16 protein-coding genes are annotated in these 24,331 nt (G+C 54.3%); 6 read left to right on the forward strand and 10 right to left on the reverse strand.

All coding sequences use genetic code 11. The annotated features are described in order from the left end of the window. Positions 1 to 549 precede the first annotated feature (549 nt). The 6 genes from HP555_RS08240 to HP555_RS08265 all read left to right on the forward strand — a co-directional run bounded on the left by HP555_RS08240 (position 550) and on the right by HP555_RS08265 (position 5,157). The gene (locus HP555_RS08240) at positions 550 to 1,071 is read left to right on the forward strand and encodes a DUF3011 domain-containing protein (protein ID WP_199261426.1); all 522 of its coding nucleotides are present in this window, start codon (positions 550 to 552) and stop codon (positions 1,069 to 1,071) included. 104 nt (positions 1,072 to 1,175) lie between these two features. Then, positions 1,176 to 1,340 carry a hypothetical protein gene (locus HP555_RS08245; protein WP_199261428.1) on the forward strand — a complete coding sequence of 55 codons (165 nt, stop codon included), beginning with the start codon at positions 1,176 to 1,178 and terminating at the stop codon, positions 1,338 to 1,340. A gap of 560 nt (positions 1,341 to 1,900) precedes the next feature. Then, positions 1,901 to 3,511, forward strand: coding sequence for a multicopper oxidase CueO (gene cueO / locus HP555_RS08250; RefSeq protein ID WP_199261429.1), 1,611 nt, complete (start codon positions 1,901 to 1,903; stop codon positions 3,509 to 3,511). A 151-nt stretch (positions 3,512 to 3,662) separates the two neighbouring features. Then, positions 3,663 to 3,872 (forward strand): hypervirulence associated TUDOR domain-containing protein, encoded by a 210-nt coding sequence (locus tag HP555_RS08255; RefSeq protein WP_199261431.1) that lies wholly within the window; start codon positions 3,663 to 3,665, stop codon positions 3,870 to 3,872. Between the two features lie 32 nt (positions 3,873 to 3,904). After that, positions 3,905 to 4,480 (forward strand): DUF488 domain-containing protein, encoded by a 576-nt coding sequence (locus HP555_RS08260; protein ID WP_199261433.1) that lies wholly within the window; start codon positions 3,905 to 3,907, stop codon positions 4,478 to 4,480. Beyond that, on the forward strand, positions 4,480 to 5,157 hold the full coding sequence (locus HP555_RS08265) for a uracil-DNA glycosylase family protein (RefSeq protein WP_199261434.1): 678 nt from the start codon (positions 4,480 to 4,482) through the stop codon (positions 5,155 to 5,157). The genes HP555_RS08260 and HP555_RS08265 overlap by 1 nt, the downstream gene beginning before the upstream one ends. Before the next feature lie 108 nt (positions 5,158 to 5,265). Here HP555_RS08265 and HP555_RS08270 read toward each other — a convergent pair whose 3' ends face one another. Genes HP555_RS08270 through HP555_RS08315 form a run of 10 tightly spaced genes read right to left on the reverse strand, consistent with a single transcriptional unit; the run spans position 5,266 to position 24,323 of the window. After that, a complete protein-coding gene (locus HP555_RS08270) occupies positions 5,266 to 6,618 on the reverse strand; it encodes an ATP-binding protein (protein ID WP_199261435.1) in 1,353 nt (450 codons plus the stop codon). Between the two features lie 26 nt (positions 6,619 to 6,644). After that, complete coding sequence (locus HP555_RS08275) at positions 6,645 to 6,935, reverse strand: hypothetical protein (protein ID WP_199261436.1); 291 nt, start codon at positions 6,933 to 6,935, stop codon at positions 6,645 to 6,647. A gap of 8 nt (positions 6,936 to 6,943) precedes the next feature. Continuing rightward, a complete protein-coding gene (locus HP555_RS08280; RefSeq protein ID WP_199261437.1) occupies positions 6,944 to 7,915 on the reverse strand; it encodes a tetratricopeptide repeat protein in 972 nt (323 codons plus the stop codon). Positions 7,916 to 7,935: 20 nt separating this feature from the next. After that, positions 7,936 to 11,958 (reverse strand): eCIS core domain-containing protein, encoded by a 4,023-nt coding sequence (locus HP555_RS08285; RefSeq protein ID WP_199261438.1) that lies wholly within the window; start codon positions 11,956 to 11,958, stop codon positions 7,936 to 7,938. A gap of 18 nt (positions 11,959 to 11,976) precedes the next feature. Then, on the reverse strand, positions 11,977 to 13,485 hold the full coding sequence (locus tag HP555_RS08290; RefSeq protein ID WP_199261439.1) for a contractile injection system tape measure protein: 1,509 nt from the start codon (positions 13,483 to 13,485) through the stop codon (positions 11,977 to 11,979). Between the two features lie 8 nt (positions 13,486 to 13,493). After that, complete coding sequence (locus HP555_RS08295; protein WP_199261440.1) at positions 13,494 to 17,423, reverse strand: hypothetical protein; 3,930 nt, start codon at positions 17,421 to 17,423, stop codon at positions 13,494 to 13,496. Between the two features lie 36 nt (positions 17,424 to 17,459). Next, positions 17,460 to 20,273, reverse strand: a complete 2,814-nt coding sequence (locus HP555_RS08300; RefSeq protein WP_199261441.1) for a hypothetical protein — start codon at positions 20,271 to 20,273, stop codon at positions 17,460 to 17,462. Further along, positions 20,266 to 23,583 (reverse strand): baseplate J/gp47 family protein, encoded by a 3,318-nt coding sequence (locus tag HP555_RS08305; RefSeq protein WP_199261442.1) that lies wholly within the window; start codon positions 23,581 to 23,583, stop codon positions 20,266 to 20,268. Before HP555_RS08305 ends, HP555_RS08300 begins: the two co-directional genes overlap by 8 nt. Then, positions 23,584 to 24,006 carry a GPW/gp25 family protein gene (locus HP555_RS08310; RefSeq protein WP_199261444.1) on the reverse strand — a complete coding sequence of 141 codons (423 nt, stop codon included), beginning with the start codon at positions 24,004 to 24,006 and terminating at the stop codon, positions 23,584 to 23,586. Between the two features lie 23 nt (positions 24,007 to 24,029). Further along, entirely contained in the window at positions 24,030 to 24,323 is a 294-nt protein-coding gene (locus HP555_RS08315; RefSeq protein WP_199261446.1) for a PAAR domain-containing protein, read from the reverse strand. Positions 24,324 to 24,331: the final 8 nt, after the last annotated feature.

Here is a 24,331-nt window from a genome sequence, read left to right on the forward strand (position 1 = left end):
CCACCATATCAGCAGTTGCAGACGTGCCACTACACTGTACAGGGCAGACGTTGTTGCCCTGACTTATCCACGTATCAGTGTTTTCTCTGATCCAGAGAAAAAAAGTCTTCATTTCTCAGGCAGATCTTTCTCCTTCCTGCGTTTTCCCAATCTCAAGATCAGTGACCCTGTGCAGTGTCCGTTCCCGGTCACAGTGGCGGGCCTGTTTTTGAGACGTGTAAGGAGTTTCCCGGCTGCCCAGAAAGCCTGAGAAATATATGGACGCCTACAATACTTTGGCGCGTCTAATTTTGCCAGTATAATCTCAATAAAAATAAAAATATACTGGTAGACAATAGACCATCGCTAAGCAAGCTAAATTCTATCATGTCATAAAGAAAACACACAGTCATGTAAGAAAATCGGAATTCGGTTGTCTTTATAAAGGATCTATGGCACACCGATTTGCAGGTATTTTTATTCTTTTTTCTATTGTATGTGTACTGTGCAGCGATAACCTGACTCCCATGTAATTTACCAGAGAGGGCTATGATCCCTATGGTTTTGAGAATGCTTAAAAGAGTGTTTTTTCCAATAGCACTGACGCTCCTTGTTTTTCTGAGTTATAGCCCGGCCAGCGGTCGTCAGCTTTTCTGCGAATCCATTGACGGTCAGTCCCGATACTGTCGTGCAGACACAAAGGGCGGGGTTCGTCTTGTTCGACAACTCAGTAAATCAGACTGTCATGAAGGGCGGACCTGGGGATACGACCGACGAGGCGTTTGGGTGGCAGGTGGGTGCCGGGCACAATTTGAACTTGGCGGCACTTCCCCGTATCCGCCTCAGGATCGTCGTTTTAATGAGGGGAATCGTTTTCGCGAGGAACGTCAACACCGACGTTCTCAACGGACGCTCACCTGTGAATCCTGGGGGGGACGTCCGAATTACTGTCGTGCCCCTGTAAATCGCGGTCATGTCCAGATTGAACGACAACTCTCATCAACCCGGTGCCGCATGGGGGAGAACTGGGGATGGGATCGTGGCGGCATTTGGGTCAAAAAGGGGTGCCGGGCGGTGTTCTCAATTTATTGAATGGGGAACGTTTGATGTATCTCTTCTTGCCGGCATGCCGAAATATAGAGTCAACGGCATGTTGCGGTATATGATAAGAGTTGTCAGAATAAAAGGTGAAGGAAATGAATAATATTCAAGAGATGGATTGGGCTGATGATCGTTGGCACGGGCACACCGGCATGGACAGTACCAGTGAATACTGCAGGGTTGAAGAGGGAACGGTCCTGCCATCTGCAGAGGAGCAGGAACCTGCCGCTGATCAGGATACAACAGTTCATTCCAAATAGCTGATGAATCTTTTCTCATACGCAAGCGTTGGTTGTTTGTGAGAAAGGGGTCTGTTTTTTTGTCATGGTTCTGCATTGCTGCCACCAGTGTCCACCCCCCTGAAAAAGATACCGGTTCCCGGCCCTGTCAGTATTGATACGCTGTGCCCGTAAGAGTTTTTCCATCAACAGGACGTTACACTGTCTCTGCCATACTGTCTCGCCGGTCCAGCCTGTTGATCTGTTCGGCAGATAGTCACCTGTGGTCAGCTGCTCCTCTTGTAAACGTGACAGTCTTTCAGGAGGTGTACTGTTGGCAGTGTATTAAGAGTTGCCGGCCTGTGAGAGAACGCGCGACCAGACACCAGCCCCATCATGATCCTGTTGTGCATGGATCACGTCTCTGTCCGGAGGTTGGTTTGCGCTATCAGTGATCAGTGCATACCATGTAGGCATACAAAAACAAGCAGGACAGAGCCGGCTTTGATACCGGGCTGCGCCAAGATGTTTGGCGATACTCTGCTGTCAGAATCAGCCGGGCCTTCTTTTTCACTCTGCCCACGACTGTTACGGAGATGTTCATGAAAAGACGTGATTTCATCAAGATGCTTGGACTGACCGCCTTAAGTACCGGCATTCCCTTTCCTGCACTTATGGCTATTGCCGCCGAGACCACCCGGGTGTTGCCCATTGCTCCTTTGCTGCGTCCGGAAGACGGCCGACTCCTGTTAACGGTTCAGGAGGGACAGACAACATGGTTTGGCAGAAAGGTGAAGACCTGGGGGTATAGCGCAGACATTCTCGGCCCTACGCTTGCCCTGCGGAAAGGGGAGCTTGTCGCCATGAACGTGCAGAACCGGCTGCCGGAATCAACTGCTCTGCACTGGCATGGCCTGGAAGTGCCGGGGATAGCCGACGGTGGACCACAGGCCATGATCCCGGCCGGTGGTTCTTGGAAGCCGACCATCCGTGTCGACCAGCCTGCATCCACCTGCTGGTACCACCCTCACCCGCACCAGCGCACAGGTTTTCAGGTTGCCATGGGATTGGCCGGGATGATCATTGTGGAAGATGAGACCAGTGACGCGCTGGCACTCCCGAAAACCCATGGTGTGGACGATATTCCCGTTGTTATCCAGGATAAACGACTGGATGAGAATTTTCAGATCAGCTATGCAATGGATGTTATGACCGCCACAGTGGGCTGGTTTGGTGATCTCATGATAACCAACGGTGCGTTTTATCCGCATCATGAGGCACCTCAAGGCTGGGTGCGGTTACGCCTGCTCAATGGCTGCAATGCACGGTCTCTGCGTCTGGCCTGCAGTGATAATAGGCCGATGTATGTGATCGCCAGTGATGGTGGTTTCCTGGAAACACCCATACAGGTGCATCAGCTGGATATGCTGATGGGTGAACGTTTTGAGGTGCTGATTGATCTTGGCAGTGGTCGTGATGTTGATCTGCTGTCGTTACCGGTGCGTCAGCCGGGTATGAATATCCCTCCCTTTGACCAGAGTGTGCCTGTGCTGCGTTTACAACCAAACAGCAAACCCGGTCACAGGAGCATGCCCAAAGCCCTGGTGAAGCTGCCTGCCATTCCCAGCCATCAGCACCTGCCCATTCGTTATATTGATCTTTCCATGGATCACTGGATGATGATGCAGGGAATGCGTGAGTTGCGTGATCGTTTCGGCGGCAGTATGGGGCCGATGATGGGCGGTGGTATGATGGGCGCTGGTATGATGGGTGGTGGTATGATGGGTGGCGGTATGATGGGGCGCGGTCGGGGCATGATGGGCCGGGGAATGATGGGTGGAAGTGGGGGTGACATCTGGAAGAGCAATATGATCAACGGCCGAGCGTTCACCATGAACTATGCGTCGTTTGATGTGAAGGTGGGACAGTATGAAAAGTGGATTGTCAACGGGTCAGACATGATGCTGCACCCCTTTCATGTCCATGGGTGTCAGTTCAGAATTTTGCAGGAAAACAACCGTCCACCTCTGCCCCACAGGAGAGGGCTGAAGGATACGGTTTTAGTGCAGGGTGGTGAAAGTGTTATCCTTGTTCGTTTTAAACATCAGGCACCCCCGGAACGTATGTACATGGCTCACTGTCATCTGTTGGAGCATGAAGATACAGGCATGATGATGTCTTTTACAACCAGTGCGGCAAAGACCCGAAGATAAGAGATGACGGTTTGTGGTGCAGATGGTATCCGGGTTTGCTGTTGCTTTGCCGCTGCCGATGATCTGCAGCAGCACGTGGCAACAATGCCCCTGATTTGACGAGGCGCCAATCGGCCGTTGTTCAACTTCCGGAAGAATGAGAGGCGTACTTATGAGTACATTGTTCAAAGTTGGTGATCATGTGAGATGGAATTCCGAGGCCGGCTGGGTAACAGGCACCATCATTGCCTGCCATACGGAAGACTTTGCCTTCAAGGGGTATACGCATCACGCCTCCCCGGCTGATCCCCAGTACGAGATCAAAAGCGACAAGACCGATCATATAGCCGCGCACAAGGGTCGTGTGCTCGAGCGTATCTGAGTGCCCGACTGAGCAGGATCAGGAGCAGTCGATTGGCAGCGACCTTTTTCACCATCGGCCATTCAAATCGCAGTTGTGCCGACTTCCTGAGTCTGCTGCGTGAGCACAAGGTCACATGTCTGGTGGATATCCGCAAAATAACCCGTTCCCGGGCAAACAGTCAGTTTGATGCCATCCCCCTGTCCCTGGCGCTGGGTGAGGTCGGCATCACTTATCAACAGATCCCTGAGTTGGGCGGTTTCCGGGGCAAGAGTTACGATGTGCCGCCTGAGCTGAACGGTAACTGGCGTAATGCCGCCTTTCATCGCTATGCCGACTATGCACTGTCAGAGTCGTTTCAGCAGGGGCTGCTGCGTCTTTTACAGGCAGGCCTCAGCCAGTGTTGCGCAATCATGTGTGCTGAAGTTCTCTGGTGGCGCTGTCATCGTCGTATTGTATCCGATTACCTGCTTGCCAACGGACAGACGGTCTTTCATATTATGGGGCCGAAACACGTTGTTCCTGCCCGACTGACCGATGGCGCGGTGATCCGGGAGGATCGATCGGTGGTGTATCCTGTTGCCGCTGTCGAGCCGGTGGAGGCAATGAAAAAGAGTGTGTCTGCCTGATGAAGAACAGACAGCACAGCTTACCCCCTCATCCATCCTGGCCTTCACTCGATGCCCTGGTCAGGGCGGTGCGCAAGTGCCGAATCTGTCGGGACGAACCGTGGTATGGCCGGCCGCTGGATCATGAACCACGACCGATTGTCCAGGTGTCGGGCACAGCCCGTATCTGTATTGCCGGTCAGGCCCCCGGGATTCGCGCTCATACCAGTGGACGTCCCTTTACCGATCCATCCGGTGTTCGTCTGCGGCAGTGGATGGGGATCGATGAGGAGACATTTTATGATGAAACCCGTATTGCCGTCCTACCCATGGGGTTTTGTTTCCCAGGTCTGACTGCCGGCGGCAGTGATCTGCCGCCCCGCCGGGAATGTGCGCCGACCTGGCGTGCCGCTCTTTTCACCTGGCTGCCCCGGCTTGAGCTGCTGCTGCTGGTCGGCCGACATGCCCAGCAGTGGCACTTGCCGCAGCTCTCCTTGCCGTCTCACTGTATCAGACAAAGCGTGCACCAGACCGTACGCTGCTGGCGGGAGATATATGAGGCTGATACCCGGCTACGGCATGTGGTGCTGCCGCATCCTTCGTGGCGTAACAACAGCTGGCTCAAGAAAAACCCGTGGTTTGCAGCTGAGGTACTACCTGTGCTGCAACATCAGGTGCATACTTTGCTGGTTAGTTGAGGATAAAAGACTCCGATGCCACCTGAACAGGGGTACTTCAGGGGCAGACGACCTGCAGCCGGGACGGTTACCTGGTGTGGGGGCCCCTGTCTGTTCTCCGCCGGCCTGTTAAAAGACCTTCCCTTCCTTCTGAAACTCCCGTTCAATACCGGTTTTGAGAGCCTCAAGGGTGATCTCTGTTGTGTGGTTGGCCAGAGCGGATAGACAGCAGAACTGAACGATGTTGACAATGTTGGCACCGGTCAGTTCGTACTTCTTGGCGATTGTGAGCAGCTCCTTTGGGTCCGGAGTCTGTACATCTCTGTGCTGCGGCATCACTTTCTGCCAGAGGGCATACCGTTCCTCCGGCCCGGGGAGGGGGAAGTAGACCACGGATTGGAAGCGGCGGAGAAAGGCTTCGTCAATGTTTGTTTTGAAGTTGGAGGCGAGAATCACGAGACCATCATGATTTTCGATCCGTTGCAGCAGGTAGGCCACCTCCTGGTTGGCATACTTGTCATGGGCATCCCGGACATTGGTACGTTTGCCGAACAGGGCATCCGCCTCGTCAAAGAAGAGGATCCAGTCCTTGCTGCGGGCGCGTTCAAAGAGCTGGGACAGATTTTTTTCTGTTTCCCCGATGAATTTTGAGACCACCATCGACAGATCGATCCGAAAGACATCTTTGCCGGTTTTCTTGCCAAGGACAAGGGCGGCAAGGGTTTTACCGGTTCCCGATGGGCCATGGAACAACGCCCGGTATCCGCGCCGGATCCACTTTCGCATGTGCCACTGCTGCATCATGACCGCCTGCCAGTTGATCCAGTGCTCGAGTTCGTTGAGTTGGCTCCAGGTTGTCTCCGGTAACACCAGTTCTTCTTCACTTAGTTCAGTGGAGATATATTCGGCGGGAAAGTCCATGGACAATCGGGGTCGCAGGAACCTGCCGGAGATGAAGAGTTCAAGATAGTCGCGGGCCATGACGATCCGGCCGCTTAACAGCGGTTCACCCGGTTCGGGTTCGTTCAGCCGGAGGATGTTCTGTTGTGCAAACAGGTGTTCAGAGTCAAAGATGTGCTGCAGTTCAAACCGGCGGTGCAGGTTGTCACCGGCAAGCAGGAACAGGGCGGTTTCCCCGGTGGGCATGAAGCCTCGGGACTGTTTGCCGCGAGTGCCGCCGATCTGGGGGAAGTCGCCGGCCTGGGGCAGGGTCTGACTGAGTATGATATCGAAAAACTCCGGGCGGACATGGGGTGCCAGTGCCAGCAGCACCACGATGATCTCCTCCGGTGTCAACTTATGCCTGCGAATAAAGATCGACAGCTCGGAGTCATCCCTGGCTGAGACGAGTTTTTTGATATCGTCGAATTTTGTCGGGCCTGGATGGGCCTCAAAGTACCGGCTCAATCGCTGGTGGAGCATGTCGGCCAGAAACTTGAGGTACTGATCAATGGCCAGGGCATTTTTAGCAGAAGGGGTCATGGGTGGTTCATCAGGGTGTGTGGCTCTTACTGCTGCGGTGCCTGCTCTTTATCTTCCTGTCCCTCGGTCTGGCGCATAACCGGCATATTTTCCGTCTTCTCCTCAATATCAGCCGCACGCTGGACGGTTTCGTTTTGTTCCTCCTGTTCAGCCCGGCGGACAGTCTGCACCTTTTCTTCGTTCTCCTCAGTCTTTGCCTGTTTCTGGAAGAACGGTCGACTTTCGCCTTGTTGTACACGGCTGCGGTCTGAGGTAAAGAAGGGGTGGTGCGGCTTGTTGTCCTGTTGTCTCTGGATGGGGCGTTTGATTCGTTTCATGGCATTCCTCATGGGAGTGTGCTGAGCAGTGACTCGGCCTGGGCCTGATATTCGCCGGGTGCAGCGACGACTGTTTTTTTCAGGAGCTCCCGGGCAGCCTCTGTCTTGCCCTGCTGCAGCAGCAGAAGACCTTTGTAATAGAGCGCCTTGCTGTTGCCCGGGTCCTGTTCAAGGGTCAGATTAAAATGCTCCAGTGCTGAATCCGGTTCACCGGCAGCCAGTTCAATGACGGCCAGGTTGTTACGGGCCTCGATATGGCCCGGCGCCAGGAGCAGGATGCGACGCAGCTCCATGACAGCCTCCTCACTCTGGCCTGTCTTGAGGTAGGTCATGGCCAGATTGTGCCGGACTTCCGCGTTTTCCGGTTCCAGACCAAGGGCGCGTTTAAAGTGTTTGCGGGCGGAGCCGAAGTCGTACTGGGCAAAGGTGATGATTCCGAAGAGCGCATGCAGCCGGGCATGCTCGTCATCGTAGTCTGCAGCCAGGGTCAGCACATCCCGTGCCTCATCAAGCCGGCGCTGCTGAACAAGACAGTGGGCCAGGTTGAGCAGGTTTTCCTGGTTGGGTTGAATGCGGTTGGCTATGGTCCAGTACGAGACGGCGCGATCGTTCTCATTGTGGAGCATGGCGAGTTTGGCCAGGCTTTCGTAGGCATGCCATGCGTTGTTGTCAAGCTCTGTTGCCCTGGTCAGGTACTCGTAGGCCTCTTCCCAACGCTGCATCAGCAGGTAGGCCTGGCCGAGGTTCGTATAGGCTGTTGCATAGGCGGGACTCAGTGCAATGGCGCGCTGGTACGCCTGCTCGGCACCCTCAAACTCCCGGCGTTGCATAAGGAGGAAGGCAAGGTTGTTGTGGGCGACAGCGCTCGAGTCGTCAAGCTCCAGTGCCTGCCGGTAACAGCGTTCCGCATCGGCCAGGTTGCCGGCCAGGTGGAGTTCAGCCCCCTCTTTGAGCAGTGTCTGTATAACGGTTGTATCCATGGCAGAGAAGAGTCGTTCTGTTAGAATTCATGAACCAGCGGATCAACGATCTTTTCCCGCACCTTGCCGGTCAGATCATCAAGGCTGGGATAGGTGAACCGCAGGTTTTCAAAGGACACATCCGCCTTGTTATCCTTGTAGGCAAACGGAAATTCAAAGCCGATCTCCAGGCCGGTATCAACCTCTTTCTTGAATATCGGCCATCTCCAGGTCTTGGAGATCTCCGCCGGCCAGACCCCGGCCGAGGCCCGTACGAACAGGTCGCCGCTGAAGCCGAGAATAGCCGCTACCTTGGCGTTGACCAGACCATCCAGTTCAAAGCCGGATGCAGGTGAGTACGAAAGCGCTGTGTGAAAAACCGGTTGTTTGGCTGCCGCCTTGATAAAAGCCGAAAGATCGATGCCACCGGTCAGTGCGGCAACAGCGACACTGGCCGAGAGCCCGAAGTCGACCCCGGCAGTGATGCCCGCTTCGGCAACAAACTCGAAATCAGCCCCACCGGTAATGCTCATCGTTTCCGGGTGCGCTGGATTGTACGTGATCTCGGCACCGACATTCACCAGGCTGCCGGGACCGATCTGCACGCTGGCCGTGAGTCTCGGCGAGATGACCGCCTCAACACCAATGGTGGTGATCCCGAGGGGAATACCGAATAACGGTATATGAATGGGCGGAACTGTGATCAGCGGCTTGTTGGCCACGCTGAGCAAGGTAGGAACCACCTCGAACCGCTGCGGCAGGCGGATGCCTCCGGTGACCTCAATCTCACCATTTTCAAGCAGGTTGACTCCGGCATTGACCACCAGCTTATCGGTGATCATCAGCTCCAAAGTGCTTTTACCATACACTTTGTAGTCCGGAAGGGCCTCACCGGTGGGATTGCCTGCAGCATCGATGGCCCGGTTGGTGATGCCGAGGTTGAGGGTACCCTTCAGGCGGTTCTTGTCATAGGCAACCCGGGCATCGACCAAGAAGATGTTGTTGTGGAATTCGAAATCGATCTGGGTGGAAAGACCGGGAATGTCGGGTGTGATCTTGCCGGCACCGCTGAAGTCGTAGTCATCCCCTGTTTTGATCAGTTTAAGTTGACCGGATCCCTCCTTGACGCCCGGCAGCTTGCCGATTTTGATCGTGCCCTCGATCTCCGAGACCTCTTCACCAAACCTGATGGCCAGGGTCACTTCATCAACTCCTCTCAGCGCCACTTGAGCAGTGCCGTTGGCAGTCAGTTGCCTGTTGGCATAGGCAACAGCGATCTTTGCCGAGTCGATTCCCCTGACCGTACCTTTACTTATCTGCAACTCACCTTTGGCAGCCCAGCCCTGTTTGTTGTTGTACTCAACCTCAATGGAGGCTGCTCCCTGTTTGAAGAGTTTGGGGTCGAAGTCAAAACGGCCTTTAATGCCGAAATCGCCGTTACTCTTGCCAAGACCTGAAATCATACCGGTGCCGAGCTTGCTGATTTCAAAGAGCACGTCGCCTTCAACAAAGATGCCCTTGTTGCCCGCACCGATGGTGAGGAGTGCTGCATTGATCTTGAACGGTGGCGGCAGCTTGAACTCACCGGCAGTGATGGTCTTGCTGATTCCGAAGCTGTCTCCTTCCAGGAAAAAGTCGAGTTCAACGCCTTCAAGAATATCAAGTGTGGGTTGAATCCGACCACGAACCACCAGACCGATCCCGGGAACGAAATCAACCATATCCAGCTCCGCAGGGCTGAGCCCGTTGATCTGCAGTTTACTCAGAATTTTTTCCAGGCCGCCCTGACCTTTTTTGCTGCCGCGTCGGGGCATGTGGCCGCCGAACACGATCCCATCCATCTTGTAGATGGGAATCGGCACCTTGATGTCGCCGTTAACCACGGAAGGAGGTGTGATGGTCAGTTCAATATCGCCAGCCTTTTCACCGGTCGGAGCCGGCGGGAAGGTGAACTTGCTCACCGCGATACCCTTTATTTTTTCAAGGTCTGCTTTGCGTAAACCAGTGCCGCCTGCCTCGGAGGTGTAGATAATCGGGTCGTTTTCAGTGCCTTTGGCCGCCGCAATCTGTCTGGTGGTCATGGGCTTGAACTGTTTCAGGTGTGCTGCATTGTCCGCTATATCTTTCTTTGACCAGTAGTCATCACCCAGTGCACCTTTACTGAAGTTGGCCTTGGCATCGTCATAACCAACACTGCTGAAGGTGATGTCATAGGTGGTTTTGGCTGTTTTGAGACTGGGCAGCTTTTTGCCGGCATCAGCAGCTTGTTTTTTCGCCTCTTCGGAAGCAAGAAATGTGTTGACTGCAATCTCAATGGTCCTCTTCACCGCTGATCCTGAGGCGCGGTTGGCGGAGAAGTTGAGCAGCTCCATGTTATCAAGGGAGTTTTCACCGCCAAGTTGCAGTTCCTTGACATGGTCCACGTCATAGGCTGAAGCCTTGCCGGTCTTATTCCAGAGCGGTACCAGGGCATTTTTGACAATGGTCTCTTTGGAGCCGATCAGGTTCAGAGAGCCCCATTTTAAATAGTAGGCGTTGGCACTTGCATCATAGGCCATACTGTCGGCAGCCTTTTTCGTCAGCTTCTCAACCTCGGTTGTCACCTTGGGCTCAACACCGGTTTTCCACACCACATCCTGAGCCTTGCTGGAACTGGTTGCCGTATCCTTATACGAATCTTTCCGTTTATAGTTGCGATTACGTGTAACCGCTGTACCGATCAGGTTTTTATTGCGGCCCTTGAGCTTGGGAAGATACAGTTTTTTGATGGTGATGGTCTTGTCACTGAAGTTAATTGCCGGCTCTTTGGAGCCCCCGGGATTGGCGGCCCTGTTCACCATTGGCTGTAAGCCGTCACGCTGCTGCAGGGTATGGGTGAGTTCGTGGGCAAGCAGGTGTTTCCCTGCAGAGGTCTCCGGATTGTAGGTCCCCTCATTGAAGTAGATGTCGTTGCCGTGGGTAAAGGCCTGGGCGTTTAAGGTGTTACTGAGGCGGGCAGCCTCATTATCGGTATGGATGCGAACACCGCCAAACTCCGTCCCGAAGCTGGTTTCCATGGTCCCGCGGGTTGTATTGTCCAGCGGCTCACCCCGGCCTTTTTGTGCCTGTAGGCTGCTTTCAAGATCAGGGGTGTTTTCTGCGGATCCCTCATCCTGTTCTTTTTTCTGAACGGCAGCGGTGGTGTGCTGAGCGGTAAAAAAACCGGTATAGGCGGTGCGGGAGCGTTTGTTTTCGGTGATCTCACTGAACAGGCCGCTGTTCCCGTCAATGGATTCGATGCTGTCGCCTTCCACTCTGCTGATAATGCAGTGGTGCTGGTAGGGTTGATCAATGTAGCCGATATCACCGGGTTGCGGGCTGTCGGTGGGCTTGAGTGTACCGTAGGCCGCGACCCCTTTGCCCATCTGCCAGTTGCCGATATCGATACCGGCCTTTTTGATGCAGTAGGTGGCAAAAATGCCGCACCAGGAAGGCAGCCCCGGTCCGATGTACTTGACAACGTCGTCACTCCATACGCCTGGGGCACTCAGTTGAAAGATCTCCAGAAGCAGATCATAGCCGTAACGAAGCGGTCGACCACCATCGCTGCCTTCGGGTTGCTTGGCTTTCACCTTGCCGAGTTTGGAGCGGGCAATGGCCACAATGGCCTCACCTCTGCTCATGCCAACCGGGAGGTCATCTTCACTGCGAAAGACCTTGTCACCCTCTTCAACCTCACGGTGAAAACGCTGAACCGGTTCATCATCATCTGCCTCGCTTTCAAAAAAAGGCTGACGATGGATGTGGGCATCTCCCTGTGTTTGCAGGTCACGGCGGCTAAGACGTTCTTCCTGATTGTCGTTCGTTGGGGCGGTGGGGCTGTCTGTTCTGTTGACCACCTGATCAGCCATGGTCTCAGCTTCCTGCTCGTAGATATCACCCCGTTTGCCGATTTTGAGTTTTGGCTGCACCGGAGCTGTTGTAAAAAAGCCGCTCTGCTGTTCAGGCGTAAAAAACGGTTGTCGGGTACCTGTTGGTTGGGGTTGTCGACTGGTGGCAGGCGGGGCTTTAGCGGTCTCTTTCATGGCCGTATCCAGGAGGATTTAACTGTGCCAGTCAACCAGCAGCGGCGCGGTCAACCAGGGCAGTCTGATGATCCCAAGTCCCCAGGGCAGGTAGTTGAGCAGTATGTCATGACTGTGTGCCTCCACAGTCAGCCGGTTTTCAAAGGTGCTGACAGTGAGTGTGCCCGGACGCTGGAGAAAACCCTCACGTAATCCCGCTGGTGAGGTACTTTTTAAGATCTTCCAGTGACCGATGGCAGCACGCAGGAGCGTGTCGGCCTCCTCCTGCATACGGGCTGTCAGTTGAATAAAGCGTGGAACACCATCAGACGGCTGAAGCCCGCAGAGAAATTTTTCCAGAGTCAGCACGTGCTCCGCCGGGCTCTCCCGGCCGGTTACCAGGTACTGAAGGAGGTGAACAGCAAGAGCACGGGCCGCAGTGTCGCAAAAGTGTGGGCCGTCAAGAAGATCGAATTCCCGGAAAAAGTATTCGAAAAACGGATGGAGAAGAACCAGTCCGGCATGATCAACGTATATGCCGTTTTCTGCAGCTGTCCGGGGTTGGGGCGGCAGCTGTTCGGAGCCTGCATCCTCTTTGAGCAGCTGCCGATCGCCTGCAACGGTTGCAGTGTTGTGCACATCTCTGGCGGCCGGTTGCCTCTTCCTCTCCATGTGGAGTGTAGCTTTGGTTGTTTCCCTGTGCAGCGATCCGGTGAACGTATCCTCCTGGTTGTTCATGTTCTCCAAAGGGTCTGCTGAGGAAGAGAGCAGCGACTGTACCTGTGCCGGTGCAGGCAGGTCCTTGTCCTGGGCAAAGAGCAACCAGCGCAGAAGTTGGTGCAGCGTATTCAGCTCTGCAGAGACAGCCGGTGGCGTCAGCTTTGCAGGACTCGCTGCCCAGCTGCGAAGCAGGGTTTCGATCAGTTGATCAGCGTGTTTTTTCTGGCCGGTTGTCCCTGTCTCTGCCAGCAGGCGGATGAGGCGGTCAACAAAAGCAAGCGGGAATTGAAGGAGTAATCGTTTTGTTGCAGAGGTGTCTGTGGCGAGCAGCACCAGCAGCGATGAGGCAGCTGCTGGTCCGGTCTGCTGCACGTGCAGCAGCAGTATATCGAGTGTATCTTTATCCCAAAAGTCGAACACTCGTTCACTCCACCAGGGGAGTTGACCGGTTGCAAGAAAATGAAGCAGGGTATCAAAGGTCCGCTGCACCGGTGTCCGCACGATGAGGTGTTCGTCGGGCCCTTGGGCGACTCTGCCAAGGGCTGTATCAGCAACATGCTCAAACCTCTTCTGCAGTGCACTGAGGACAGAGCTGCCAAACTCTTCGGAAAAAGTATCTGCATCAAGCGGATCAAGAACAAGATTAAGGGTGTCAATACAAACAACAGTCTCGTCCGGCACCAGTCGGTCCAGCAGTTGCTCTAATCCGGGAAGGATCTGATTATAGAAGATGTGCGCAGCCTCATCCTGCAGACGACCGGCCTCCTGTTCGTCCGGTGCCTCGATCTCAAGATTGACGCGATGGATGATGTAGTGTGCAGCGGTCATGGCAGTGTTCAGATAAACAGATCAAGAACTTCGAGTACCTGTTGGAGTTTTTCCTTTATACGTGCATGCTGAGAAACAAAGTCGGCCTCATACGCCTTGATGGCCTCCTGGAGGATATCCTTGGTATCCAGCTGCGGGTAGTAGGTGTGCAACCAGTTGGTGTGCTCAACAAACCTGTCCAGACTCTCCAGTATAATTTGTAGAGCGGTGTCAGAGAGTTTCTGATCGCACCGCACCAGATTGAGCATGAGCATCAGCAGGACGCGAAGCAGCTCTTCAAGAACACGCGGCAGCTGCCGGGGGATTTCCTCTGGGAATTTGAACGGATAGACCTGCTGCAGGAGCTCGGTTGTTTCACGAAGAACCTGTTCACGAAGAGCTGAATCGTCCTTCTCAACTGCTGTGGTTGCAGTATCAAGCAGTTTACGACAGGCTTCATACAGGCTCCGGATGTCGGGTAGATTGATTCTGCTCAGGAGTGTTTGGAAATCCTCCGAGGTGAGCGTGGCTATTGCCGCAGCAATAAAAGCAAGGACAGTATCCGGGCATGTGTCGGCAACAGGGGGGGCCGGGACCCTCACACTGACGGTAGTGGTGGAGTTGCACGGATCGTCGAGCACTGTTACGGTTGCAGCAATGGTGGTGATCCCTGCTGCTGACAGATCTCTGCGACTGAATGTTTTAACCAGCTGCGCTTTTCCCTGTGTTTTTTCCGTACTGTTGTCGTTGAAGGCCCAGATATACGTATTCTCACCGGACTGTCGCTCATCAGTGGTGTTGGTATAGACAATAACAACACTGCTGCTGTCTGAGGATTGGACCTCTGCAGTGAGCAGAAGGTCAAGCGGTCTTTTGACAACGATCACACAGTCGGTTGTTTCGCCGTCAAGTGTAAAGGTTATGGGCGTATAGAGCTGCCGGACAAGCACCCTGCCGGGATCAAAGGCCGGGTTTTCACCTCTGATGATTGCCTTGGGTGCCTCGGGTGAATCGATAATTGCTCCTTTCGGAGAGTAAAGACTGAAGGGTATGGGAGCGTCTGTGGTACAGGCCAGGTCGGTCGGCAGGGCCAGGATCCTCTTTTCTCTGGGAATGATAAAGGCTATGGGCGGGCAGTCAGAGCAGCAGAGGTAGGGGAGGCAGAAGTCGGCAACAACCACACCTTGTTCAGGTTTTGTGAGTTTCTTTTGAAGTATTGGGGTAAGTTCGTTGACCTTTGTGTTCAGCTCGTCGATCAGGTACCTGGCAGCAAGACTGTCCTGGCGAAGGCCCCTGATGCTGAGGAAGTTGTTCAGCTCGGTCTCCTTGTCCGGGATGCCGGGATTACCGGCAATGTACAGGGCAAAGGTATCGGTATCAATGTAGCGTGAGCCGATTACATCCTCGGTTATCCCCAGTTGTGCAGCACTGGAACGGAAAATGTCGCTCACCAGGGTACCGGTGGCTGCCGGGTTGGAAGTGGCCGGTGTATCGGCATAGACGAGAACAAAGGTACCGCCCCGATGTGTCCCGCCTTTATGCTCCAACCCCGGGTGCTGTTCACTGAAACGGGCAAAGGTAAGCTGCTCGAGAAGTGTTCTTTTCCGTTGTTCAATTTCCTCAAAGAGCACCTCGAGCTTTTCGTGGCTGCAGCGGAGTCGGCCAAGGTGGTCGATCGTGTTCAGGTACTCTGTTTCAAAACCGCGTTGTACATATTGGGGATTGGTGAAGTAGTTTTCCAGCCGCTCACCAATTACCTGCAGGTGGCCATACAGAGTTTCGTTGCCTTGCCGGTACCCGGTGACCAGATCAGCGGTAATGTTGTCCAGTGAAGAGGGGATGAACTTCTGCAGAGCGTTGAGATCAGCGATTATCTGGATCGGATACTCAAACAGGACATACTGCTCATCTTCGGATAAGCCGTCAAGCACACTGGCGGCAGCGGCCTTGGCACGCGTTTTTTCAACAAAGTCCGCAGTCGTTGCCGGTTCATCCTGCAGGGCCCGGGTCACAAACCTGCCGATGCTGAGCTCATCGCTGTTGATATTCGCTGCCACAACACGTTTGGTTGGGAAGATGACCTGGCCGACGGTCTGCAGACCTGTCGGATCCCGTAAGACTGTTTTTATTTCGAGCTCCCTCTTAGTCAGGATCGTTTGTGATGGTCTGGTGCCGATGTTGAGCTGTTCCTCTTCTGCTGCAGGGCGGACAATTTTCTGGAGCTGTTCTTCATCGATTCTCCATTTATGTGCCCCTGACAGTTCACCGATCACCCCGATGTTGACATGCGGTCTGTCGGGGTCTGTCGTAAAACCGGAGAAAAACGTGACCCCTTCGGCCACCAGACAGTTTATTTCAGCCTGAAAAAGAGCGAGTGTGGTTTCCAGATCACTGAAGTAACATGAGAAATTTTCAAGGTCGACATCAGTGAGCTTCACGTCGCCAAGACGGACGGCAACAAGATCAATGGGGAGCCCTTTTGTGGTGCGCAGGTCGTGCAGTTCTTTTAAGGCATCCTTGAATGGTCTGCCCATGTGGCCTTCAATGCGGAAGAAGTTGTAGGCATCGATATCATAATCCAGCGGGTTGAGAGTCTCAGCCGGTATGGGGTTGGCGTACTGGTCCGCATTGTAGGAGAGGTTACGTTTCACCTGATTTTTCAGGCTCTTGCTGTAGCTCCATTCCGGTGCCAGCTTCCTGATATCAGTATAGTAGAAGGGGATGGCCCGTTCAGCGAGTCGCTGATCGTAATCCCGACTGGGCGTAATCCGGATCTTCTCGGTCAACCCGGGTTTGAAGGTCTCGATCATGAGCTTGAGCCTGGCAAGCATGCTGCCGGCTGCATCGAGCCTGACCTTATTCTTGCTGATGGCTGACGACGGGTAGAACTGGTGACGGTAAGCCGGTGGTTTGGGTTCGTACTTGATGTTCGGTGCTCCCAGCATGATGTGCTTGGGAAAGGCATAGAGGTTCGGGTGGCATTCATGGGCCACATTGTAGAGTGTTTCCCGCAGCTCGTTGTAAGCGGCGATCACATCCTTGTAAAAGTCGTACATGTACTGTGCGGTGAAGATATCGCTACCGGGAGTGAGAGCCTGGCTCAGTTTTTTGGTCAGCGTCTCAACCTTGAACGTCTCGCCCGGATCAATCAGCGGCTGAAACGCTCTGTACAGCGTCCTGATGGCTGCATTGAGCGGCGTGGCGCCATTTTTGGCTGCTGTGAAGTAAGCACTGGCCAGGGTGGTGCTGTTTAAGGTGATTGCACTGCCGAGCAGCACCCGTTTTGCCTTGATGACCGGAAAGCTGAAGTAGGGTGTGTAGGCCTCGTGGTACTTCTGGTAGAGATCATCGCCAATGGTTTCACCTGCATCCTTATGGATAAGCTTGTCCATATCCTCTTTGGAGCAGATAAGCAGTTTTGGCGCGGCCTTTTGGCGGATACCCAGGTTGTCGCAGTTGGTGGGCGTGCACTTGACCGGGTCTTTTAAGTAGTACTCCAGGTACAGCAGTGCCACCCAGTTTGTGATGGTAGCATTCAGTTCGCTGATGGGCTGATAGTCCTGGCTGTTCAGGGCATTTTTCTCTTCCTCGGTCAGCAGTTGATAGAGGGTGAGCATCTTTTCCGCTGTGCCGCTCTGATAATAAAACGGATCATAATGACTGCTGTCCGGCGGGGTGTAGGCACTGAAGTAGCGATAGGTCTGCAGCAGGGGCCGGAGCAGATCGCCGTCGGTGGTTACAGCCACACCGGGAGAGAGGGTGACAGCGGTTGGGGTGCGTGAAAGCTCCAGGCCGCAGACAATGCCGGTGCCCAGGAGGCAGGTGCGGGTAAGCCGATGCTGATCTTCGAAGAAGTCGATGATCTCATTCAACTGCACTTCGGTCAACACCTGATCTTTGACAAACCGGCTGTATTCCTGATTCAGTATCTCAAGATGAAGTTCTTGTTTGGTTGTCATAGCTCGTCTTCATATTGTGAGGAGTAGTAAAGCTGCTTAATCCGGCTGCGAATGACCTTCCAGAGACCCCAGCATGGAGCCGCCCAGGACCAGGGTGTTTTTCTGCAGGGTACCGCCGTCGCAATCGGCGAGCCGACCTTCTTCATAAATCGTGAAAATTGCATTGAGCGCTTCGATAAGTGCTTTGAGCGTGTTGTCCGAAGCCTGTCTGCCGGGATCTTCACTGCTGCGTCGTTCGTGGAGCCACTGGGCATGGATCGCTTCGAACAGTTGCATGTGTTCCTGGTCGACAAAGCAGATCCGGGGCAGCACATGGGCCGGTGTTTCCATACGGATCAGCCGTTCGGCAAACTGCCGAAAGTATCGGTTGCGCAGCCGTAGGGAATACCCCGGCAAAAGAACGGTGACCCGGAAGGAGTACGGATCAAGCGGCGGACAGAAAGAACCGTCCGGTTCGATGCAGATCGGCAGGAACAGTTCGGTTTGTGCCGGCGGGGTATCACTGTTCGGCCTGAGTAACAGATGTTCAACCACATGCATGCCTTCCAGGCGAAATTCCGCCAGGAGGTAGTGCATAATGGTATCAATCGCTGCTTCCAGCTGGGCAAAGGGGCCGTCTGGAAGTTCATCCTCAGTGAGCGGATACGCTTTGGGGTGCATGGCAATGGCTGTACCACCGGCATTGAGCAGCACACAGCTGACCATGGTTCGGTCGGCATTGAGTCGGGTTTGATAGTAGATCCGTTCACAGCCAAGTAAACTTGCCAGGCCGAGTTCTTCATAGGCATCCGTCTTTTTGACAAATTCGGTATTGATGCCTTCTAAGATAACCTCACTGCCCTGCTTGATTGTCCAGCCGTACCCCTGCACCTCGGTCGCCACACCGTTGACTTCGGTGTGCACCATGGTGGTGGGGAAAACGTCATAGGAGAGGTTACCCAGTGGTTGTCGCTGGTAGTGGTTGAATCCCAGCAGCCGGGAGATCCGTTTCTCCATGCCGGTTACATTGGTGAGCATCTGCTGGTCATCAAGCGGGTTATAGTAGTCAAAACCACTTCCCCTGCAGGTGCTGAGATTGGCATAGTCCTTGAGATAGTCGACTTTGTGACGGATCACGACCTGTTCGGCGTCCTGACCGTAGAGCCGGTACATTAAAAACACATACTCATTGAACTGTTCGGCAAAGCGGGCGAGCAGGTGATCAAGGAACATGTTCTTGCGCCTGACGTAGGGATCAAGCCCGGTGGACTGTAAGATCGCCTCCACCTCATCCTGCCAGTGGGAGATGTTGGTAAAGATGGTGTCCCCGTCTTTTAATCCCTGCACCACTCCGGCAAAGTATGTTCGCGGGATAGTACGATCAGCTGCAAAGAGCGTACTGACCTGTTCAAGCTGGGCAAAGTAGTTGGCCAGTACCTGTTCAAAGAACAGGAGGTATCCCTTCAGCTGCTGAGCCTGGGCCTTTCGACGGGTTGTTGATCCCTCCGGCAGTCCGGCACTGCCGATACCATAGGTTTCCGGAAAATCGTTTTGAAAGCTGTGGTAGGCACCGATGCGCCGGTACTTTCCTTCAGGCATCGGCATGTCCTGGATGAGTTTTGCCTGCATCTTCTGCCTACGCTCCTGGTGCAGACCTGCAAGCCGTTGCTGTGCCTCTTTTGTTTTCAGCTCAATGGGCATGACCCCTTTCCAGAGGTTCAGCACCGTGCTTTCGGTACAGAGCACAGGTTTGTGTCCGGCAGGAATACAGAGATTCCACTCTTCACCGGTAACAGACTGGTGGACTGCTTCCATGTCGGTTTCTGTACAGTCGCAGAGACCGAAGCCGATCTCCCTGACCAGCCGTACCCCGTCGGTATTCATGATGATGCGGATGAGGTCACTTAAGCGCACCTCGTGACGAAGCTGGCTCTGGACAAGGTCTTCCTGACGGATGAACCCTTTCTTGGCAAAGGGATCGCCCGGTGTTGCGTAGGGATAGGGTGTGGTGAAGAGAAAAACCGGGCCTTCGAAGATCTGGTCGGTGGTTTTCCCCATCTCCTGCATTTCCTGCAGACTGTAGAAGGGGATGTCCGGTGCCAGGTACTGGTCGATGTTGAAGATGATCCTGGCCCACACCTCTTCCGGATCAGCAGTGGGTGTGATATCGATATCACCGCAGATCACCAGGCCAATGGAGGGTACCTCCCGGATGGTATCGATATCCTCGCAGAGGTTACGAAAGCGGTGATACACCGCCATGACCTGCTGACGGACCTCTTTTTTCCTGGCTGTCAGCAGCTCCCGCTGAACCACCGGATCCTTTTGACGGTCTTCCTCACTGAGAAGAGTGGTCTCGTCATAGTCGATCAGGATGGAGTTCAGGCCTTGCAGGTGAAACTCTTTTTGTTCCGCCGGATCAATGACCTCGTCAGGGGCCTTGTAGTGGAGTTGTGGACGGCCGGCAACAGGCAGGTTTTTAAACCGGGCGATAACGCTGCGCTCAGCGGCTGTGAGCCAGCAGTTGCGCACTCCCTCGATCCGAACAAAGAGCTGGCGAAAGTCGTCGGCGGTGAGCGGACAGGAGGGGAGGGCATTGATGGCGGAAAGAAACTGCTCATGCATGTGGTGCAGGTTGTCTTTCGGCTGTGCCAGAATATCCGCCATTGGCATGGCAATGCGGTATCCCAGGTCGGTGATGGTGTAGCAGAGCATCTCCAGGACGGTCACCCCGGGATCGTGGGTGTTGTAGTCGGTCCACAGTTTGTGAGCAAGGTGCTCAATATACTTCAGGCCCTTGGCACGAAGAAAGGCATAGTCCTTGCCGTATTCGTCGCTGATCTCCCGGGGAATGGTGCGGCTCTCATTCATTGCAGACTTTGTCGCTCTCAATCACTGTTATAGTGTGGATAGGGGCTGCAGCAAGAACAGCTCCGGCGCTGGAGGCCACTATCTCATTCTTATCCTTGACATTGCCATCCTGTGTTCCGATTCGATGATACATCTTAAAGCGGGAGATGAAGTCAACGTAAACCAACTCCTCGATAAACCGGATGAGCACACTTTTGTAGAGCCTGCCGCCGAAGTGAATGGTCGAAGACTCGCCAAAGGCCCATGGTGAGAGAAAACGGAGGATATCCTCGTTTAAGATGGCCTGATAGGCATGTGCATCGTATTGGCTGTGGAACTTTACCCGAAAATCGAGCGCCACGGTTTCGTATGCAGGATGGGCCACCCGGCATCTGACATGCAGTCCGATCAGCGGGGCCAGAAAGTGTTCGATCTCCCGGAGGGTGTTTTCACTTGCCCGCGGCTGCAGTCGGTCAAACAGGTGTTTGTTGCGGATATCCGGTATCACGACCAGGGAGACGGAGCCCGGCGCCAGTTCATCATAGGCCGGATCACCGAACTGTGTCGGGACAAAGGTATGGCTGATGCACTTCACCTTGTGGATGGTGGGAAAGGCCTGCAGAATCAGCCGCTCATAGTCCCAGATGGTGACTGCCCGCTGTTTATGTCGCATCCGTTCACTGACACGCAGGTAAAAGGTATGGTCATTTTCCTGGCGGACACCGCCAAATGAGCCGTACGGCTGATCCACGCCTTTAATGCCTGCCGGTTTATCGATCAGTCTGTTGATGGTTGTTGCCGGCAGAGACGAGCTGAGGTGTGCCGGATCGTTGGCACTGTCCTGCAGCACGGCGCTGATCGCCTGGCTGTGAATACCGGTCAGCCGGCAGACGGAAGTGTGGTGCAGCCCCTTGGGGAGCTGTGCCTTCAGCCAGTACAGATCGGCATCCAGCAGGGTGTTGCTGGCGTTGATAGCGGCCGGGAGGTTCATGGTGACGATGCCGGATCGCAGCAGGTCATTGGTCGTGTCGCCGGTCAGAAAATCGTGGTTAAGCAGCTGCCACTCGTTGTTTGCCAGGCTGTACCAGGCAATGTGCTGATCTTTACCAAAAGTGGGAGCCAGCGGATCTTCACTGCCCTCTGCCGCTGCAAAAAGCAGGGAGAGTGAGCTTGAAGGCCGGGCATCGGCTATACCGATATAGAGTTCACCTTCCGGTGCGTAGCGCGGCATAACCGTCATCTGCCGGGAGGCTGTGGGGTCTTCGAAGAAGTCGCACTGTTCTTTCAAAAAGATGTGTTGTTCCGCCTGGCCAAAGGGGTGTTCGTGAAAGAGCTGGATGGCCCGTTTGGTAAAGTTATCGTACTTTTCCTTAGGGGTTGCCTGGCTGGTAAAGATAAAGGTGTTGGTTGCCGTGGCTGTGTAATCAAGGGAAAAAGAGGCAGCCATCGGTGTGTAGGGGGCGTTGGGCATCTGAAGATCGGAGTTGCCATTTGCCCTTTGAGTCATCCACAGGGTGAGGAGTTTCGGGTACAGGTCATGGAGAAAGTCCGTCTGCAACACCAGGCGGATAAACCCGGATGCAGTGGTTGCATTAAAACCGGGCGTCCTGGTCACCAGACTGGCAAAACCGGGGTTAAAGCGAGTCGCCTCAAACCGGTTGGAGATCAGCCGTTTTTTCTGAGCGGTTTTTGTCTCGTCAGCAACGAGGTAGTTGCGAAGCACGGCCTTATTGATGTTCACGCCCTTACGCATCAGAAGCGGTGGTACACGAAGAGCTGCAGGCGGTGCATCAGCAGGATCGTGCTCTATGGTGATCGGCGACTCAAAGAGTGCTGCCGTGGTGCCCTGTGATAGTGCCGAATACCAGCTGTTGTTGTTCAGATACTGGGGGAGGACGGTAAAATCTGTATCACCGGTGATAATGGGCTCCCCTGTCAATCCATTGTCAAGGTAGCCGGCATAATGCGTTGCCAGGTTATCGGGTTTGTCTTTCCACTGCATGTGCAGTTGTACCTGCTGCCAGTCTTTTTGAAAAATTTCATGGCTGCCGATATAAAAACCGGCTCCTTTTTTAGGCAGCGGCCCAAAAGGATGAAAGGGTTTGGACGGATCAAGCCTGCCGTGATCATTTTCCAAAACCACATCCCTGGCCCCGATAACCTGGACGTCGATTTGGGCGCTCTTGATAACGGCATGGCTGAAGAGTGAGTAGATCGCGTAGCCACCGGAAGTTCCGGTGTTGACCAGTACCCGCACAACCGGCAGGTTGGTTGTAAATCGCTCACCATGGATCTTTTCTTCGTACGGAACAATGGCGGGTTGACCGGCATCAATAGTGGCGGTCAGTTCGCATGTTTTTGTTGTTGTGTCCGGAATGTGTGTCAGGTTGATTTCCGTGGCCGCTATCCAGTCCTTTTCGCTGGAGAAAAAAACCTGCAGTTCACTGCGGTAGTCTTCTTCTGTCGGTAGAGCAAGTGTATCGGGAAAGTCGAGATCAAGGGAGAGGGTGATGGTCCGTTCTCCCTCCTGCAGGAGCAGGACCGTGGAGGCAAGCGCAAATCCCAGGGTGGCCGTCGGCCAGCTGTCGTTACCAAATCCGTTCCAGACCGGCTGCCCGTCTTTAAATTCAGTGCCAAGGCCATCAACAGAGTCTGTCATCTCGGCGTAGCGGACAGAGCCTCCTTCCTGGTGGTAGATGCTCTTGATCAGGGCCACTTTAGCGCTGTTCACCGTGATTTCGGATTCTGTGGCATAGTGCAGCGGCCGACCTGAAGCATCTTTACCGCCATCCAGCACACTGCCGGTCGGGACGGTTGTTGCCGCCGCATTTCTGGCCAGCTCAAACAGAACATGTACGCGATCAGGGACTGCCGGTTTTTTACTGAGTTGCAGCACCTGAGTGTAATAAAAGTCGAGGTGGCGTTTACTCAACCTGTTGAGATGTTCCTGCGAAAACCGCATCAGTTTGAGAAAGGCAAGAAACAGCGCGAGATGGGGTTCGTAGTTGCCCCGGAGCGGTCGCTGAAGAATGCGTTCGCGCTCTTCTTCCTCAAGCCACTTCTCCCCGGCAACCAGTGACGCATCCTTGAGCCACTCTCTGATCTCGTCCTCTGCCTTCATGAACTCCTGCCAGTTACCGTCAGGAACATGGGCATCGGCTGTGGAGAAGTAGTTGAGACGCGCACCAAAGTGGTAGGCAAAGCGCATCCAGTCGCGCAGATCAAACTGATGAATCCGGACGTTTTCAGGATCCAGGGCGGCTAAAAATCGCTCGTTCTGCGAGGTGCCGTCATGCTGGAGCGGATGAGTATGTGTGCAGTCTAGAGTCATTTATTCGGTGCTGAGCAGGTTGGAGCCTTCGTTTGTATAGTAGGGGTAGACAAAGTTGAACCTGGAGTTGGTTGTTTTCACCCGGTACCTGATAACAATCAGCACAACTCCCTCTGTCTCCCTGGTTGTGTCAATTTCCAGCTGTTCCAGGTGGATTCGCGGTTCATGGTACAAGATGGCATGTTCCACCAAGTCCTTGATATAGGTGCGCATGGTCAGGTTCATGGCCTCGAAGGTTATCTCATCGAGGTTGCAGCCATAGTCAGGTTGCATGATCCGTTCTCCCAGCCGGGTGGAGAGAAGAATTTCAAGGCTGCTGCGAATATCATCTGCATCGGCCAGCATGCCGACACCACCGGCTGCACGGTTGAATTCAGGTGGAAATCCCCAGCCCCTGCCGAGAAAGGTGGTCTCTGTACTCATTGCTGTCCTGTGTCCCTGTGGTGTTATCCGCCGATGTCAACTGTTGGAAATCCCGCCACGATCGATCCGCCGTGTGCAGTGGAGTCCCCCATTCTTGCCGCTGGTTTTCCCCCGATAAAGACCGTTGTCGATCCCATGGTGACGGTGTCGGGAGGTCCGGCGCAGACACACTGGTCACCGGCCACTGCTGCCGGCAAGCCGCCGATCAGTACGGTCGGCTCACCCGGTGGCAGAATCGGTCCGCCCACATGGGGTTTAGGGCCGGGATCAACCATCGGGCACACATGGGTATCTGTTATACGGGCGGCAGGCGGCATATTTTTTC

The organism is Desulfobulbus oligotrophicus (genome assembly GCF_016446285.1).
In the GTDB taxonomy this organism is placed as follows: Bacteria; Desulfobacterota; Desulfobulbia; order Desulfobulbales; family Desulfobulbaceae; genus Desulfobulbus; species Desulfobulbus oligotrophicus.

Bases quoted from the DNA above. Each gene is read 5' to 3' on its own strand.
- HP555_RS08310 (WP_199261444.1), bottom strand. From the start codon at position 24,006: ATGAGTACAGAGACCACCTTTCTCGGCAGGGGCTGGGGATTTCCACCT.
- HP555_RS08290 (WP_199261439.1), bottom strand. From the start codon at position 13,485: ATGACCGCTGCACACTACATCATCCATCGCGTCAATCTTGAGATCGAG.
- HP555_RS08275 (WP_199261436.1), bottom strand. From the start codon at position 6,935: ATGAAACGAATCAAACGCCCCATCCAGAGACAACAGGACAACAAGCCG.
- HP555_RS08265 (WP_199261434.1), top strand. From the start codon at position 4,480: ATGAAGAACAGACAGCACAGCTTACCCCCTCATCCATCCTGGCCTTCA.
- HP555_RS08315 (WP_199261446.1), bottom strand. From the start codon at position 24,323: ATGCCGCCTGCCGCCCGTATAACAGATACCCATGTGTGCCCGATGGTT.
- HP555_RS08305 (WP_199261442.1), bottom strand. From the start codon at position 23,583: ATGACTCTAGACTGCACACATACTCATCCGCTCCAGCATGACGGCACC.
- cueO (WP_199261429.1), top strand. From the start codon at position 1,901: ATGAAAAGACGTGATTTCATCAAGATGCTTGGACTGACCGCCTTAAGT.
- HP555_RS08270 (WP_199261435.1), bottom strand. From the start codon at position 6,618: ATGACCCCTTCTGCTAAAAATGCCCTGGCCATTGATCAGTACCTCAAG.
- HP555_RS08280 (WP_199261437.1), bottom strand. From the start codon at position 7,915: ATGGATACAACCGTTATACAGACACTGCTCAAAGAGGGGGCTGAACTC.
- HP555_RS08285 (WP_199261438.1), bottom strand. From the start codon at position 11,958: ATGAAAGAGACCGCTAAAGCCCCGCCTGCCACCAGTCGACAACCCCAA.
- HP555_RS08255 (WP_199261431.1), top strand. From the start codon at position 3,663: ATGAGTACATTGTTCAAAGTTGGTGATCATGTGAGATGGAATTCCGAG.
- HP555_RS08240 (WP_199261426.1), top strand. From the start codon at position 550: ATGCTTAAAAGAGTGTTTTTTCCAATAGCACTGACGCTCCTTGTTTTT.
- HP555_RS08295 (WP_199261440.1), bottom strand. From the start codon at position 17,423: ATGACAACCAAACAAGAACTTCATCTTGAGATACTGAATCAGGAATAC.
- HP555_RS08245 (WP_199261428.1), top strand. From the start codon at position 1,176: ATGAATAATATTCAAGAGATGGATTGGGCTGATGATCGTTGGCACGGG.
- HP555_RS08300 (WP_199261441.1), bottom strand. From the start codon at position 20,273: ATGAATGAGAGCCGCACCATTCCCCGGGAGATCAGCGACGAATACGGC.